The organism is Haladaptatus sp. CMAA 1909, assembly GCF_043952005.1.
Classification (GTDB): domain Archaea; phylum Halobacteriota; class Halobacteria; order Halobacteriales; family Haladaptataceae; genus Haladaptatus.
Genome location: NZ_JBIOAV010000001.1, coordinates 1,844,770 through 1,857,706, shown reverse-complemented (window position 1 = coordinate 1,857,706; position 12,937 = coordinate 1,844,770). Strand labels below are relative to the sequence as shown.

Here is a 12,937-nt window from a genome sequence, read left to right as displayed (position 1 = left end):
TCGCCACCCTTTCCGACACAACACGAATGGCGATGGACGGCGTGAACCGCGTATGAACATCGACCTGTACGATTCGCTGGACGGGCAGGTCGCGCTCGTCACGGGCGCGAACCGCGGCATCGGCGAGGAAATCGCGACGCGACTCTCCGAACTCGGTGCGACGGTGTACGCCGGAGCGCGCGACCCGGACACCGTGACCGTACCCGACCAGCAGGCGGTTCGACTCGACGTGACCGATGAGGAAGCGATTCGTGCAGCCATCGGGACGGTTGCGGACGAAGAGGGCCGACTCGATATACTCGTCAACAACGCCGCGACGTACGGCCCGACGGGCAAACTGGACTCGCTCGACGGCAGGGAACTGGAGGCGACGCTTCGGACGAACCTGCACGGGCCGATGCTCGTCACGAAACGCGCGCTGCCGTTGCTGACCGAGCGCGATGGCGGCCGCGTCGTCACCCTTTCGAGCGGGTCCGGGCAGTTCGACGGCGGCATCGACACCGGCCACCTCCCCTACGGTGTCTCGAAGGCGGGCGTGAACGCCTTCACCGACGCGCTGGCGACGCAGTATCCGAACCTCGTCGTCAACGCCGTCTGTCCCGGGTGGGTGCGGACCGATATGGGCGGGTCCGGTGCGCCTCGAAGCGTCGAGAAGGGTGCCGAGACGCCGGTGTGGTTGGCGCGCTTCGAACCCGGAAGTCCCAGCGGGAACCTGTGGCGGGACCGAAGCGTCATCGAGTGGTGATCCGCGGACGTCCAGTCGGCTTGCTAGACAATCTCTCGGTTGCACAACGATTATTATATTAGCCAAAATACGTGATGATACACCCACGGACCGAACCCGAGTGATCATCATGACCCGTACCAACCAACCGTGCCCAATGCGCTTCGTTCTCGCCGAGAACGACGTGTCCGCGGTTGGGATTTCCCTGTGGAAGGGCCGGTATGGCGCTTCCAACGGGAATCTTTCCCGCGGACGCGACGGGTGGTATGGTGTCGCCGATGGTCACCACGGTCGGTTTACACCCACGCTCGTCGCGTAAGGCGGACGCCACTGCCAGCGGCGGCGGGTGTTTTCTTCGATTCCACCGAATCGAGAGGCTCCCGACTGCGCGTGGGTTCGGGCCGCTTCAGGCTCTTTTCGACCCCGTTTCCGTCCCGGCATCGGCGTTCGTCTTCGTGACCGCGTAGTGTCGGGTGTCTACGATTCGCGGGCGTCCGCGACCGGAACGGGCGGACGGCCACGAGCGTTCACGCGCCGCGGTTCGTCCTCGGACGAACCCCGTGAGAGGCGTCGCTGTCGAACGGTTCGAGCCACCGCCGACCGCACCGATACGTCTCGTCCCATATCATCCCACTCCGTTCCACCGCTCCCGTCGGGTAGTGGTCTACCCCACGCCGCGCTCATCGGTTTCGATGGGTTGTGGGTGACGGTCCGCGTTCGAATCGCGCGGGAGCAGTATGTCACAGGCACTCCACGCAGTGACCGTCACTGCCGAAGTCACGGTGTTGGTCCCCCGCGGTACCGACGGTACCCTCACGACGGCGGCGCGGGACGCGCTCGCGGCAATCGAGCGCGTTCGAACCGTTCACGACGTCGAACACGCCGGGTTCCGTCCCCGAGCGACGGACATCGAAGTCGATATCGTCGCGCAGTTGACGGTGGACGAGGCGCGTGGCCGAGAAGCAGTCGAAACGGCTCTTCAGAACGGGTTCGGTGTTCGCGCGGTCGACGTGACCGCGCTGGAGTCGGACCGATAACCGTTATTTCAGTTCGACGACGCCGGACCCGCGAACGATGACCGTGTGTCCGGCGTAATCGAATTCGACGCTCATCGCTGTCGAACCCCGTCCGTTACAAGTCGGGTCGAAAAAGTCGTCCAGCGCGTCGGGGTCGATTCGCTCGTACAGCGGTTCGACGTTCGTCAAACTCACGTCGTCCTGTTCCGAGACGGCGCGGATGACCGTCTCGCTTACGTGTTCCCCGTCCCGAACGGTGAACACTCGCGTTGATTCGGTCGTCGGTATCGTCGGTTGGTTAGGTGTCAGTTGTTTTCCCGGAGACATCGTTCGACTACTATTTGTTGCCAACGACGGTGTATAAAAAACCCCATTATCTGGAACGAACGTGGGCGTAGAGCCATCGTATCGTATGACAACGGTGATAAGAAAATCAGTATACAGTTCAGAAAATCCACTATTTTGCATAGATATATACCGTATAGAATCGCCAAGTTTAGTATGGAATCCGGATTAACCGACGAAGATCTCAGACAAATCAAACGATTCGCGCAGACGCCACGGCACGAACGAACCCCCGACCTCCTCCGTCAAATAGAGACGCGAAAAACCGAAACCGAACCGGAAGCAGAAACCAACGCCGACGACGAGCGCGAACTGGACCGATAACACCACGGATTCGAGGCCGTTTGTGGCCCGGTTCGCGGCGTCGGAAGGAAATTCCGACAGTTCGACACCCTTCCCGAACGCAGTCGGAACTCACTCGTCCGTTCCGACCGCGTGTCTTTCGCCGATCATCCCATCTCGCTCAGGCCGTCCCCTCGAATCGGAGCACGTCGATGTCGTCGCCGGTATCGGTGTCACGCTCGGCCACCACCGCGAGCGTCTCCCGGGCGAGGGCTTCGATATCGTCCACGCTCGCTCCCTCGTCGGCGTCTTCGAGGCGTCCGTACGCGACGGCAGCACCGCTTCCGACCGCGGTGGCGTCGGTCGCCAAGACGAGGCCGTCGCTTCCGATCTCGCGGAGGGCCGCGTTGCCGTTCGAATCAGTTCCCACGACCAACCCATCGACGCCGACTTCCCCCGCGAGGTCGGCCGCGATTCGCTCGATTCGCTCCATCGACGGCGGTTCGTCTCTGTCGAGACGTTCCCTCCGAAGTTCGGACCCGAACCGTCGGTCGAACTCCTCGATGGCTCCGACGTCGCCGACGAGCGCCGCGCCGGCGTCGTCGGAGTCGAACACGCGCCGAACCGCGTCGGAGCGAACCGTGCCGCCGACGGTCGCCTGCCGGTCGCCCGCGAGGACGGCCCCGTCGTCGCATCGAATCCCTAGTACGGTTGCCATGGGTGAGCCACGCGACGGACGGAAAAGAGGGTTGTCGCCGTTCGATCGGATCTACGCCCTGGCGGCCGGGTGGCGACGGGTCCGGTAGACGCTCATCGACGCGATGGAGAGCGCGATGACGAGCGCGACGATGGCGCTGATGACGAACAGCGGGTAGTAGCCCGTCACCTCGGCCAACCCGGCGAACAGTATCGGTCCGGCGGCGCGGCCGAGGAACGTCGTGCTGTTGCGGAGGCTCAAGGCCCCGCCGCGGAGTCCCGAGGAAACGAGGTCGCTGATGGCGGCATCGACGGCGGGCATGGAGAGGCCGAGTCCAGCGCCCAGCACGAGCATCGTCGCCGCGATGAAGACGGGAGAGGGGGCCAGCCACGCGCCGAGCAGGCCGACCGCGTAGCAGGCGAACCCGGCGGCGATGAGGCCGTAGTTCGAGGTGTACCGAGCGAACCAGCCGTTCTTGGCCGAAACGACCACCGAGGAGACCTCCGCGACGGACAACACGAGTCCGATGGCGAACGCCGACATGCCGAAATCGCCCGCGAGGAGGAACGGTAGAATCGTCAGCACCGTGCCGAACAACAGGAGTTCGGTCATGCACGCCGCGCCGTAGCAGACGAGCGCGTCGGGGCCGCTTAGGACGCTCGCGGCGCGGCGGAGGTAGGCGAAGCCCTTCGAGTCGCGTTCGTGGTCCGGTTCTTCGAGGTGTCGAACCGCGTAGAGCGCGAGCGGCAAGCCGAGGAGGTAGGCGACGTACGGCACGTTCCACGAGACGGTGGCGAGCGCCCCGCCGATGATGGGGAACAATCCGGCCCCCGCCGAGAGGACGGCGTTGTTCATGCCGAGGACGGTGTTCCGTTGGGTGCCCTCGAACGAGTCCCCGATGAGCGTGACGGTGGTGATGAAGATGCCCGCGGCAGCGGTGCCGCCGATGGTTCGGAGTATCAGAACGGCCTCGTAACTCGGCGCGACGACGATGGCACCGCCGGAGAGGCTGAAGGCGACGAGGCCGCCGATGAGGACGGCCCGCCGCCCGATCCTGTCGGCGAGCATGCCGATGAACGGCGACAGGAAGATTCCGGTCAGAAAGTACGTGCTGATGAGGAGGCTCGCCTGCGCGTCAGTGATGCCGAACGCGTCGCGGAACGCGGGGAGCGTCGGACTGATGAGCGGCACGCCGAGCGGTGCGAGGAGCGTCGCCGCGAGGACGATTTGAACCGTCGGCAGTCGCCACGGCGACGTCGATTCCTCGTTCTCCGGGTGATTCGTCGAAGCGGATGGCTGTGAAGGTGGCATGGTCCCCTACCCTGAGACACCGGTTGTCACACTAGATGGGAGGCGAGCGGAGGAGTTAGCCGCATCCATTCCTCTCCGCTGTCTGTCGTGATATCTCTCCACTGTCCGTCGTGAATCACCGCTACCGTCCGCCGCGACTTCCCTCCATCGCCAGCCGTGTCCTCCCGTCAATCGACGTAAGCCCGGACCAACTTCGCCTCGATTCGCTGGAGGCGTTCGCTGACGGTGCCGGTCGTGAGGTCGAGCTCGTCCGCGAGTTCCCGATGCGTCGTCTCCCTCGGCACTTCGTAGTAGCCCTCGCGGACCGCGAGGTCGAAGAGCGCCTCCTGTCGCTCGGTGAGGATGGACGACAGGTTTCCCATGTCGGGTTCGTACTCGCCCATCCGTTCGAGGCGGAGTTTGATTCCGTCGGGGACGTCACCCGCTGCCCGGCGAATCGCCTCGCTGGTCCCCAGCACGGTGAGTTGCAGGCCGCGCTCGCCGCCCGTGTCGATGTACTGCATCGGCCAGTCGAGGACGATTTGCTGCTCGCGGAGGATGGTCAGGAGGTCGTCGACCAACCCCGCGGTTCGACAGTGCAGGTAGAGGACGCCGCGACCCTCCTCGCCCACGATGTCGAACTCGACCGTCTCCGGCGAGTCGGCCAACAGCGCCCGCGCCACGTCGAGGTCGCCGTGTAGTTCGACGAACTCCACGTACCGGCCTTCGTACACCGGGCCGACGTACTGAATCGTTTCGACGCTAACGTCGTCGGTCCCCGACAGGAGGTCATCGACGGGATGAACGCTCACGTCCGGCCCCCACGTCAGGACGATGGTGGCGTACCGCATATCGCGGTCCTAGCGTCCGGCAGTATTTAAACACACCTAGGATGATGGGAAACAGACATAGACTGCGGGACCCCGAACTATCGGGTAAGGATGAGTAGCGACACACCTACCGAAACGGGAGAGACACCGCCGGGACCGGACGGACTGCCGATAATCGGAACCCGACTCGAATTTATCCGCGACCCGTTCGGCTTCATGACCAGAACCGCCCGCGAGTACGGTGACATCGCCCACTGGAAGGAACTGGACGGCCCGATGTACCAACTCAATCACCCCGACTACATCGAGCAGGTCCTTGTCCAGAACAACCAGAACTACATCAAAGGCGAGGGCTTCCAACACATTCTCGGCCCCGTCCTCGGACAGGGAATCCTGAACAGCGAGGGTGCGGTGTGGCGACGGAACCGCCACCTCATCCAACCCGCGTTCCACCCCGAGGAAATTCAGCGATATTCGACGATGATGACGGATTTCACCGAGGAGGAACTCGATACGTGGGAGGACGGCGAAACCCGCCTCGTCCACGAGGACATGATGGAGGTGACGCTCAAAATCGTCGCCCGGGCGCTGTTCGGCGTCGACATCGACGACGAGGTGGACACCATCGGGACGGCGCTTTCGGAGTTCATGATGGGCACCGAAAACCTCGCCAACTTCATCCTCCCGCCGGGCGTCCCCACGCCGTCGCGGATGCGCATCAAGGACGCGCGGGAGAAACTCGACGGCGTCGTCTATCGGATGATTCGGGAGCGGCGGAACGACGCCGACGGCGAGGGCGTCATCTCGACGCTCCTCTCGGCCACCGACGAACACGGAAACCACATGAGCGACGAGCAGATTCGGGACGAGGTGGTCACGCTCCTCCTCGCCGGACACGAGACGACGGCGCTGTCGCTGACGCTCACGATGTACGCGCTGGCCCAGTACCCCGAGGTGGAGGAAAAACTCGTGGCCGAACTCGACGAGGTGCTCGACGGCGAGACGCCGACGATGGACGACCTGTCCGACCTCACGTACACCGAACGGGTCGTCAAGGAGTCGATGCGACTCTACCCGCCCGTACCGGGAATCGTCCGCGAGGCGACCAAACCCGACATCATCGGCGGGTACGAGATTCCGGCGGGCGCGACGGTGCAGATGAACCAGTGGGTCGTCCACCGCGACCCGCGCTGGTACGACGACCCGCGCGCGTTCCGCCCCGAGCGCTGGACCGACAAGTTCGAGAAGTCGCTCCCCAAACTCGCCTACTTCCCGTTCGCCGCGGGTCCGCGGCGCTGTATCGGCGACCGGTTCGCCATGCTGGAGGCGCGCCTCCTCCTCGCCACCATCTATCAGCAGTATCACATCGAACTCACGCCCGAGGCCGAACTGGACCTGATGGCGACCATCACCGCCCGCCCGAAGAAGGAAATCCCGATGACGGTTCATCGACGTTCGGAGTGAGGACAGGCCGGAGAACTGATGTAGCGGGGAGTACGACCGAAGGAATGACGATGCACGACGGGACGCCACGGGCCACGTTCGACGCGCAACTCGTCGCCGACGACGTCGCCTTCGACGAACGGGACGTGCGTTTGCTCCGGGCCATCGACGAACACGGGTCGCTCAACGCGGCGGCGACGGCGCTCGGGCGCTCGTACGCGCACGCACAGCGTCGAATCGTGACCCTGGAGGAGGGCTTTGGACCGCTCGTCCGGCGCGAACGCGGCGGTTCGTCCGGCGGCGGCAGTACGCTGACCGACGAGGCGCGCGGCCTCATCCAGCGGTTTCGCCGCCTCACGGCGGAATCGTCGGGACTCGCCGAGGTGGACGAGACGGTACTGGTCGGGACCGTCACCGAGCGCGACGGCGAGTTCGGACTCGTGGAGACCGACGTGGGGACCGTGCGGGCGCTCATTCCCCCGGATACCGACGCCGTTGAGGTCTGCATCCGCTCGGACGTGGTGACGCTGTACAGTCCGGACGCGGCCCCCATCGACGACGCGACGAGCGCCAGAAACCAGTTTTCCGGGACGGTTTCGTCGGTCGAGGAGGGGGAAAAGATAGCCCGAATCGCGATCGACGTCGGCGGCGGAACGCCGTTACAGGCGCTCGTCACGACCACCAGCGTCGAGCGGTTGGGGTTGGAACCCGGCACGTCGGCCGTCGCGTCGTTCAAGGCGACGGCGACGCGGGCGGTTCCCACGCGGTTGGACTCCGAGTCGTGACGTCAGTGGACGTCGAGTCCTGACGTCAGTTTTCGACCATCTCGAAACACAGGTCTGCGAGACGCTTCGAGGACTGTTCCCACGAATAGCGCTCCGCGACCGCCCTTCCCTGCGTCGCGAGTCGATCGCGTAGTTCCGGCGATTCGACCGCCGTCGCTATCGCGTCGGCGAGGTCGTCCGGGGAATTCGGCGGGACGAGCAGCGCGGTTTCGCCGTCGATGGCGTACTCCGTGACGCCGTCCACGGTCGTCGTGATGACGGGCGTGCCACACGCCATCGCCTCCATGTTGACCATACCGAAACTCTCGTAGTGCGAGGGCGAACACACCGCGTCCGCTGCGGTGTAGTATCCGGGAAGGTCGTCGTGCGGGACCGCCCCCACGACGGAAACCGACGATTCCAACCCGTGCCGTTCGATTCGTCGCTCCACGGCGTCGTGGTCCCCTCGTCCGATTATCGACAGGTGAGGGTCGGCGTCGGTGGCGTCGGCGGTGTCGCGCACCGCCGCGAGTGCGTCGATGAGATCGAACACCCCCTTCGACTCCACGAACCGTCCGACGAAGAGTATCGTCGGTTCGTCGCGGTCGAAGGCGGGCGGGGCGTCCGGGTGGAACAGGTCGGTATCGACGCCCGGATAGACGATGCCTTCGGGTTCGTGGCCCAGCTCCTCGACGAACTCCGTGCTGGTTTGCACCGAGTTCGCTATCGAGTGGCTATCCGACAGCATCCCGTGTGCCGTCGTTCCCAATCCGGTCCGCTCGAACCCGTGGAAGATACGGACCACCGGCACGTCGAGGAGGTTCGACAGGACGATGTCGTCCAGGAAGTCGTGGGTCACGAGCACGTCGAGCGTCTCGTTCATGTGCGCTATCGTTCCGTCGCGGAGCGCGCCGACCAACGGATCGAGTTTTTCCGACAGGCCGGGACACACGCGGGTCGAAAGCGTTCCGAGCATACCCGTCTCCCCCGACGCCAACTGGACGACTTCGGCGTCCGTCGCGCGCATCTTCGGTGTCAACTCCCCGTCCTCGGTGTAGAGGTAGGCGGACTGGTGGTCGGACAGCGCGTCGAGCAGTTCTTGGACGTACATCACGACGCCGCCCGCGTCCCTCGTCCCCGCTTTCCGGTAGTACATCCCGATGGACAGTTCCTCCGCTCGCTCCTCGGTTCGCAGCCGCCCGTCCCCGCGTTCGCCGTCCGTTTGCGGCGCGTCGACTCCGCGTTGGTGCAGTCGATTACCACTGCTCATTTACCCGTTCGACGGCTTAATTCCACTTTGTTATGCGTCGTGGGAACGACCCACCTTTCGATTCCGTACGCCACGGAACACCCCTCCCGAACGCGATGGCTGGCCGTGAATGCGACAATCGGGGCGTTCCATCGCGGTATGCGACTCCTACGCGCCGAAAAATACGTCCCCGAGTTCCCGCTCTCAGCGGACTCCGGTCAACGACCGCAGAAGTTGCCCGAGGTCGAAACAGTAGCGGCGTCCGTTGTAGGTGAAACAGTAGTCGGTCGAACCGGGTGCGGCGGCGACCGACTCGTTCGCCATCTTCGGGTCGCTCGGCCGCTTCGGTTTCGTCTGCTTCTTGGCTCTCTTCGCCTTGGCCTTCTTCTGCTTCTTCTGCTTTTTCTGCTTCTTCGGTTTCTTTTTCTTCGCTTTTTTCGGCTTCGTCGTCTTCTTCGCTTTCTCGGCTTTCTTCTGCTGTTTCGCCTTCTTCTGTTCCGTCCCCGAGTTTCCGCTCGTCGCGGAACTCCCGCTGGACGACGCCGCGCCGCTCGCGGCTTCCGTTGCGGTCGTGGGCGCGCCATCCGGGGCTTCGTGTGACGGGTTGCTGCCGACGTTCGTCGTCTCGACGTTGCCGATGAGGCCGCCTTTGACTTGCGAGTTCTTCACTTCGAACGTCGTGTGAGCGGCGACGAGCGCGGAGGCCGCGCCGTTCGTGTCCGCCTCCGTGCAGTCGATGTCGCAGTTCTCGAACGTCACAACGTCGCTCGTCGTCCCGTAGCCGTCGTAGACGCCGCGGGAGTTCACGACGCCCCCGTTTATGGGGTGGAGCGGCACGTCGTTCGTGTTGTAGATGACGGTGTTCTTCACCGTCGTGCCGTCCGTCGCGACGCGGAGGTGACTGATGTTGTTGTTCTTCAGGAGACAGCGGTCGAAGGCCAGCGTGCCGCCGCCGCCGCCGGACTTCGCCGCGCCGCCGGCGTAAATCGCGTTGCCGGTCCAGCCGTTCATCGTGACTTCGCTGATGTCGATGTGGCCGGCGAAGGACATCGGAATCCCGATAGCGCCCTTGCGGACCATGTCGCCCGACACGCCGTCGCCGAGGTAGACGTGTTCGATGGTGCCGGTTCCCGACGCGGTTATGAGGTTCGGATACCCGCCGAGGTTCTTTCCCGGCGAGTGGGGGCCGCTCGTGTCGGCCTCGCCGGTAAACCCGACGTTGCGAATCGTCCAGTCGGAACCGCTGGCGACGATGCGAACGTCCGCGCCCGGCGCGCTGATGTCGATGAGTTTGTTCTCGAACGTCTCACCGCTCCCGACGGTGAACTGTCTCGCCGTGTTGGCGGGAACGGTGATCGTTTCGTACTCCTTCGCCGCTGCGACGGTGCTTACCATACTCGTACCGGCGGCCGCAACCGCTGTCGCGCCGGTCAGTTTCAAATACGAACGACGCGCGAGGGGACCGACGTCCGCTCCGCTATCGTTGTTTGTCGTACTGCAATCGCGTGCCATGCGGTTTTCAATGCAAAGACATCTATTAATATTCTTTCGGTGTCGCCCCCTACGTCTCAACTGTCGTGAAGGTCGCAACGAAATCCATATCTGGTTGAAAATATCATGAACGTCTTCCATATGACTCTGTCGATGGGAGACCGGAACACGCGGTTGATAGCGATTACTCCGCCGTACGGTGCCTATAACAAAGCCCCTCGACCCGGTTGGTTGTCCCACCGTGAACCCGAGAACGCAACGAAGCCGTGAGCACCGCGGTCGGACGCATCCCTCCACCCTTTCCTTCCCGAATGGCGACGAGTGATTCTCACCTCTCGAAACTGCTGTCGAGTTCGGTACTCATCGTCGTCGGCGTCGTCGTCGCCTCCGTCGGCAGGTTGGTCGAACGCGTCATCATCGCCCACTGGTTCTCGCCCCAACTGTACGGCGAGGTGATGATCGCGCTCGCCATCATGACCATCGGGACGACCGTTTCGCTCGTCGGTCTCAACGACGGGATTCCGCGTTTCGTCTCGCGTTACGACGACGACCGGGACGTTCGCGGCGTCTGGCTGTTCGGATTGGCCTTCTCACTCGCCGTCAGCCTCGCCGTCTCGCTCGTCCTGTACCTGAACGTGGACCGCATCGCCGTCGCGCTCTTCGAGACGAGCGTCGCACGCGAGTTGCTCCGCCTGTTCGTCCTGACGATTCCCGTCAGCGTCGGCCTGACTGTCGGCGTGAGCGCCCTCCGCGGGTTGGAGAACACGCGCTACAAGCTCTACACGAAGGATTTCCTCCACCCGTGTCTCCGAATCTTTCTGCTCGTCGCGTTGGTCGCGGGCGGGTTCGACCTCGTCTCGGTGGGCTACGCCTACTTCGCGGCCACGCTCGGGACGCTCCTCGTCGTCTACCTCCTCTCGAACCGTCTCGTGCGTCTCGTCGGCCCGACGCGAACCCACACCCGCGAACTGCTCACCTACTCGGCACCGCTTATCGTGACGATGGTCCTCTCCATCCTGCTGACGCGGATGGACACCCTCATGCTCGCCCAGTTTCGCACCTCGAACGAAGTCGGCGTCTACAACGCCGCCTATCCGCTGGCGAACAGCCTTCTGATGGTCATCTCCTCGTTCGGCTACCTCTACCTGCCGCTCACGTCCAGGCTCGACGCGGACGGCGAGCGCGAGGAGGTGACGAGCATCTACCGCATCACGACGAAGTGGATTTACGTCCTCACCTTCCCCGCGTTCCTCGTGTTCACCGTCTTCCCGGACGACGTCCTCGCCCTCTTTTTCGGGTCCGGCTACACGGGCGGCGGCGTCGTCCTCGCCATCCTCTCGGTCGGCTTCTTCACGAGCGCGGCGGCGGGGCGAAACCGGACGACGCTCGCCGCCCTCGGCCACACGAAGGCCATCCTCGGCGTCGACATCCTCACGCTCGCGCTCAACTTCGCCGTGAACCTCCTCCTGATTCCCACGTACGGGATGGTCGGTGCCGCCATCGCGTCCTCCGGGGCCTACGTCGTCCGCAACCTCGCGCTCAACGTCGTCCTCCTGTCCAAGTGCGGAATATCCCCGTTCTCCTCGTACACGAAGCGGACGTACGTCGTCCTGCCGCTCGTCCTGTTTCCCATCGGTCTCCTCGCGGGGCGCTGGCTGACGCTCTCCTTCCTCACGCTTCCCGTCTTTTTGGTCGGTACGGGCCTCGTGGGCCTCGCCGCCGTCACCGTCGCCGGTGGCCTTCAGTCCGAGGACGGGGCGTTCATCGAGTTCATCGAGGGAACGCTCGGCGTCGACGTTCCCGGAATCGAACGGTACGTTCCGATGCAGAGCGAGTGAACATCCGGCGGGGCGCACCGAACCGCCCTGTCGAATCCTTGCCGTCGCCGATAGCCTTTTGACCTCGCTGGCGTTACAACGTCCATGGTCGCACAGACGATGGATCGCGTTCCGCGAGAGTAGTAACCGACTAATTCTGAATACGGGAGTTGAGCACGAATGCTAGCCAGTAGCCACGCCCTCGTTCGAACGGGACTCGACGCCGCCGCACTGAAGCCCGCGGAGTGCGACGTCCGTCGAGCCCACTCGATGCCGTTCGAGACGGTGACGATAGATTACGAGGGGCGCGAACACCTCCCCGACACGGAGACGCTCCGCGAACTGGCGGCGGAGAAAAACGTACTGATGACGATTCCCGTCCGTGCGGACGGCTTCGACCCGCTCGGCGACGATTCGCTCTTCGGACGACTCCCCGAGGACGTGGGAACCGTGTTCGTCGCCGGACATTCCGCCTATCTCTCCGAGGAGGAGCGAACCCGAGCGGTCGCACCTCGACTCGGGGCCGCGTTGGAGCGGTCGCCCGACGCGTGGGTCGGCACGGAGGGCATCGAACGCGTCGCCACGGCGACGGGGGCGACGCAGTTCGAACTGCTGTCCCGTTCGACGACCCGCGACGTTCGCGCGCTTCGCGCCGCCGGGTTCGACGGGACGGTCGCGGTGTACGCGCCGACCGTTCTCACCGGCGAGGAGGACGTGATACTCGACGCCGTCGGCGCGTACGTGTCCCGGCGAAAGCCCGTGGCGCGGGCGCTCCCCGACGACGCACCCGCCGACGCCAGCGCCGACGGTCGCGCTCGCCGCGTCCTCTCGGCCGCGAGCCGTGACTTCGCGCTCGTCGGGACGCACGCCGAAGTCGGCGAGCGCATCGACGAACTGAAAGCGGCCGGCGTGGACACCGTGGTCGGCTATCCCGCGCAGGGAATCGACTCGTTCATCGGCCGATAGTCCGAACGCTCATCGGCCGGTAG

15 protein-coding genes are annotated in these 12,937 nt (G+C 64.4%); 8 read left to right on the top strand and 7 right to left on the bottom strand.

What is annotated here, in order from left to right; all coding sequences use genetic code 11:
• Positions 1-52 precede the first annotated feature (52 nt).
• Both ACGYLY_RS10255 and ACGYLY_RS10250 read left to right on the top strand, forming a co-directional pair.
• Positions 53-745 (top strand): SDR family NAD(P)-dependent oxidoreductase, encoded by a 693-nt coding sequence (locus ACGYLY_RS10255; RefSeq protein ID WP_395281734.1) that lies wholly within the window; start codon positions 53-55, stop codon positions 743-745.
• A gap of 200 nt (positions 746-945) precedes the next feature.
• Positions 946-1,191 (top strand): hypothetical protein, encoded by a 246-nt coding sequence (locus ACGYLY_RS10250; RefSeq protein ID WP_395281735.1) that lies wholly within the window; start codon positions 946-948, stop codon positions 1,189-1,191.
• Positions 1,192-1,201: 10 nt separating this feature from the next.
• On the opposite strand, the gene ACGYLY_RS10245 is transcribed toward ACGYLY_RS10250, so the two are convergent.
• Positions 1,202-1,468: a hypothetical protein gene (locus tag ACGYLY_RS10245; RefSeq protein WP_395281736.1), complete on the bottom strand. Its 267-nt coding sequence runs from the start codon at positions 1,466-1,468 to the stop codon at positions 1,202-1,204.
• On the opposite strand from ACGYLY_RS10245, the gene ACGYLY_RS10240 reads away from it, so the two are divergent.
• A complete protein-coding gene (locus ACGYLY_RS10240; protein ID WP_395281737.1) occupies positions 1,462-1,761 on the top strand; it encodes a hypothetical protein in 300 nt (99 codons plus the stop codon). The two genes, ACGYLY_RS10245 and ACGYLY_RS10240, sit on opposite strands and share 7 nt — an antisense overlap.
• Positions 1,762-1,764: 3 nt before the next feature.
• On the opposite strand, the gene ACGYLY_RS10235 is transcribed toward ACGYLY_RS10240, so the two are convergent.
• Complete coding sequence (locus tag ACGYLY_RS10235) at positions 1,765-2,067, bottom strand: HalOD1 output domain-containing protein (protein WP_395281739.1); 303 nt, start codon at positions 2,065-2,067, stop codon at positions 1,765-1,767.
• Between the two features lie 174 nt (positions 2,068-2,241).
• Between ACGYLY_RS10235 and ACGYLY_RS10230 the strand changes: the two genes are divergently transcribed.
• The gene (locus ACGYLY_RS10230; RefSeq protein ID WP_395281740.1) at positions 2,242-2,409 is read left to right on the top strand and encodes a hypothetical protein; all 168 of its coding nucleotides are present in this window, start codon (positions 2,242-2,244) and stop codon (positions 2,407-2,409) included.
• Positions 2,410-2,548: 139 nt separating this feature from the next.
• On the opposite strand, the gene ACGYLY_RS10225 is transcribed toward ACGYLY_RS10230, so the two are convergent.
• From ACGYLY_RS10225 to ACGYLY_RS10215, 3 genes are all read right to left on the bottom strand, one after another.
• Entirely contained in the window at positions 2,549-3,085 is a 537-nt protein-coding gene (locus ACGYLY_RS10225) for a 20S proteasome subunit A/B (RefSeq protein WP_395281741.1), read from the bottom strand.
• 51 nt (positions 3,086-3,136) lie between these two features.
• Complete coding sequence (locus ACGYLY_RS10220) at positions 3,137-4,375, bottom strand: MFS transporter (RefSeq protein ID WP_395281742.1); 1,239 nt, start codon at positions 4,373-4,375, stop codon at positions 3,137-3,139.
• Positions 4,376-4,542: 167 nt separating this feature from the next.
• Positions 4,543-5,205 carry a helix-turn-helix domain-containing protein gene (locus tag ACGYLY_RS10215; RefSeq protein ID WP_395281743.1) on the bottom strand — a complete coding sequence of 221 codons (663 nt, stop codon included), beginning with the start codon at positions 5,203-5,205 and terminating at the stop codon, positions 4,543-4,545.
• 90 nt (positions 5,206-5,295) lie between these two features.
• Here ACGYLY_RS10215 and ACGYLY_RS10210 point away from each other — a divergent pair, with 90 nt between their 5' ends.
• On the top strand, positions 5,296-6,648 hold the full coding sequence (locus ACGYLY_RS10210; protein WP_395281744.1) for a cytochrome P450: 1,353 nt from the start codon (positions 5,296-5,298) through the stop codon (positions 6,646-6,648).
• 50 nt (positions 6,649-6,698) lie between these two features.
• The gene (locus ACGYLY_RS10205; protein ID WP_395281745.1) at positions 6,699-7,412 is read left to right on the top strand and encodes a TOBE domain-containing protein; all 714 of its coding nucleotides are present in this window, start codon (positions 6,699-6,701) and stop codon (positions 7,410-7,412) included.
• 25 nt (positions 7,413-7,437) lie between these two features.
• Here the strand turns inward: ACGYLY_RS10205 and ACGYLY_RS10200 are convergent, their stop codons facing one another.
• A complete protein-coding gene (locus ACGYLY_RS10200; RefSeq protein WP_395281746.1) occupies positions 7,438-8,661 on the bottom strand; it encodes a glycosyltransferase family 4 protein in 1,224 nt (407 codons plus the stop codon).
• A 183-nt stretch (positions 8,662-8,844) separates the two neighbouring features.
• The gene (locus ACGYLY_RS10195) at positions 8,845-10,152 is read right to left on the bottom strand and encodes a hypothetical protein (protein WP_395281747.1); all 1,308 of its coding nucleotides are present in this window, start codon (positions 10,150-10,152) and stop codon (positions 8,845-8,847) included.
• Between the two features lie 290 nt (positions 10,153-10,442).
• On the opposite strand from ACGYLY_RS10195, the gene ACGYLY_RS10190 reads away from it, so the two are divergent.
• Together ACGYLY_RS10190 and ACGYLY_RS10185 are read left to right on the top strand one after the other, a co-directional pair.
• Positions 10,443-11,969 (top strand): flippase, encoded by a 1,527-nt coding sequence (locus ACGYLY_RS10190; protein WP_395281748.1) that lies wholly within the window; start codon positions 10,443-10,445, stop codon positions 11,967-11,969.
• Positions 11,970-12,128: 159 nt separating this feature from the next.
• On the top strand, positions 12,129-12,914 hold the full coding sequence (locus tag ACGYLY_RS10185) for a luciferase (protein ID WP_395281750.1): 786 nt from the start codon (positions 12,129-12,131) through the stop codon (positions 12,912-12,914).
• The last annotated feature ends 23 nt before the right edge of the window (positions 12,915-12,937 follow it).

Excerpts from the sequence above, each read along its gene's own strand:
- ACGYLY_RS10255 (WP_395281734.1), top strand. The coding sequence starts at position 53 with ATGAACATCGACCTGTACGATTCGCTGGACGGGCAGGTCGCGCTCGTC.
- ACGYLY_RS10250 (WP_395281735.1), top strand. The coding sequence starts at position 946 with ATGGCGCTTCCAACGGGAATCTTTCCCGCGGACGCGACGGGTGGTATG.
- ACGYLY_RS10240 (WP_395281737.1), top strand. The coding sequence starts at position 1,462 with ATGTCACAGGCACTCCACGCAGTGACCGTCACTGCCGAAGTCACGGTG.
- ACGYLY_RS10235 (WP_395281739.1), bottom strand. The coding sequence starts at position 2,067 with ATGTCTCCGGGAAAACAACTGACACCTAACCAACCGACGATACCGACG.
- ACGYLY_RS10230 (WP_395281740.1), top strand. The coding sequence starts at position 2,242 with ATGGAATCCGGATTAACCGACGAAGATCTCAGACAAATCAAACGATTC.
- ACGYLY_RS10225 (WP_395281741.1), bottom strand. The coding sequence starts at position 3,085 with ATGGCAACCGTACTAGGGATTCGATGCGACGACGGGGCCGTCCTCGCG.
- ACGYLY_RS10220 (WP_395281742.1), bottom strand. The coding sequence starts at position 4,375 with ATGCCACCTTCACAGCCATCCGCTTCGACGAATCACCCGGAGAACGAG.
- ACGYLY_RS10215 (WP_395281743.1), bottom strand. The coding sequence starts at position 5,205 with ATGCGGTACGCCACCATCGTCCTGACGTGGGGGCCGGACGTGAGCGTT.
- ACGYLY_RS10210 (WP_395281744.1), top strand. The coding sequence starts at position 5,296 with ATGAGTAGCGACACACCTACCGAAACGGGAGAGACACCGCCGGGACCG.
- ACGYLY_RS10205 (WP_395281745.1), top strand. The coding sequence starts at position 6,699 with ATGCACGACGGGACGCCACGGGCCACGTTCGACGCGCAACTCGTCGCC.
- ACGYLY_RS10200 (WP_395281746.1), bottom strand. The coding sequence starts at position 8,661 with ATGAGCAGTGGTAATCGACTGCACCAACGCGGAGTCGACGCGCCGCAA.
- ACGYLY_RS10195 (WP_395281747.1), bottom strand. The coding sequence starts at position 10,152 with ATGGCACGCGATTGCAGTACGACAAACAACGATAGCGGAGCGGACGTC.
- ACGYLY_RS10190 (WP_395281748.1), top strand. The coding sequence starts at position 10,443 with ATGGCGACGAGTGATTCTCACCTCTCGAAACTGCTGTCGAGTTCGGTA.
- ACGYLY_RS10185 (WP_395281750.1), top strand. The coding sequence starts at position 12,129 with ATGCTAGCCAGTAGCCACGCCCTCGTTCGAACGGGACTCGACGCCGCC.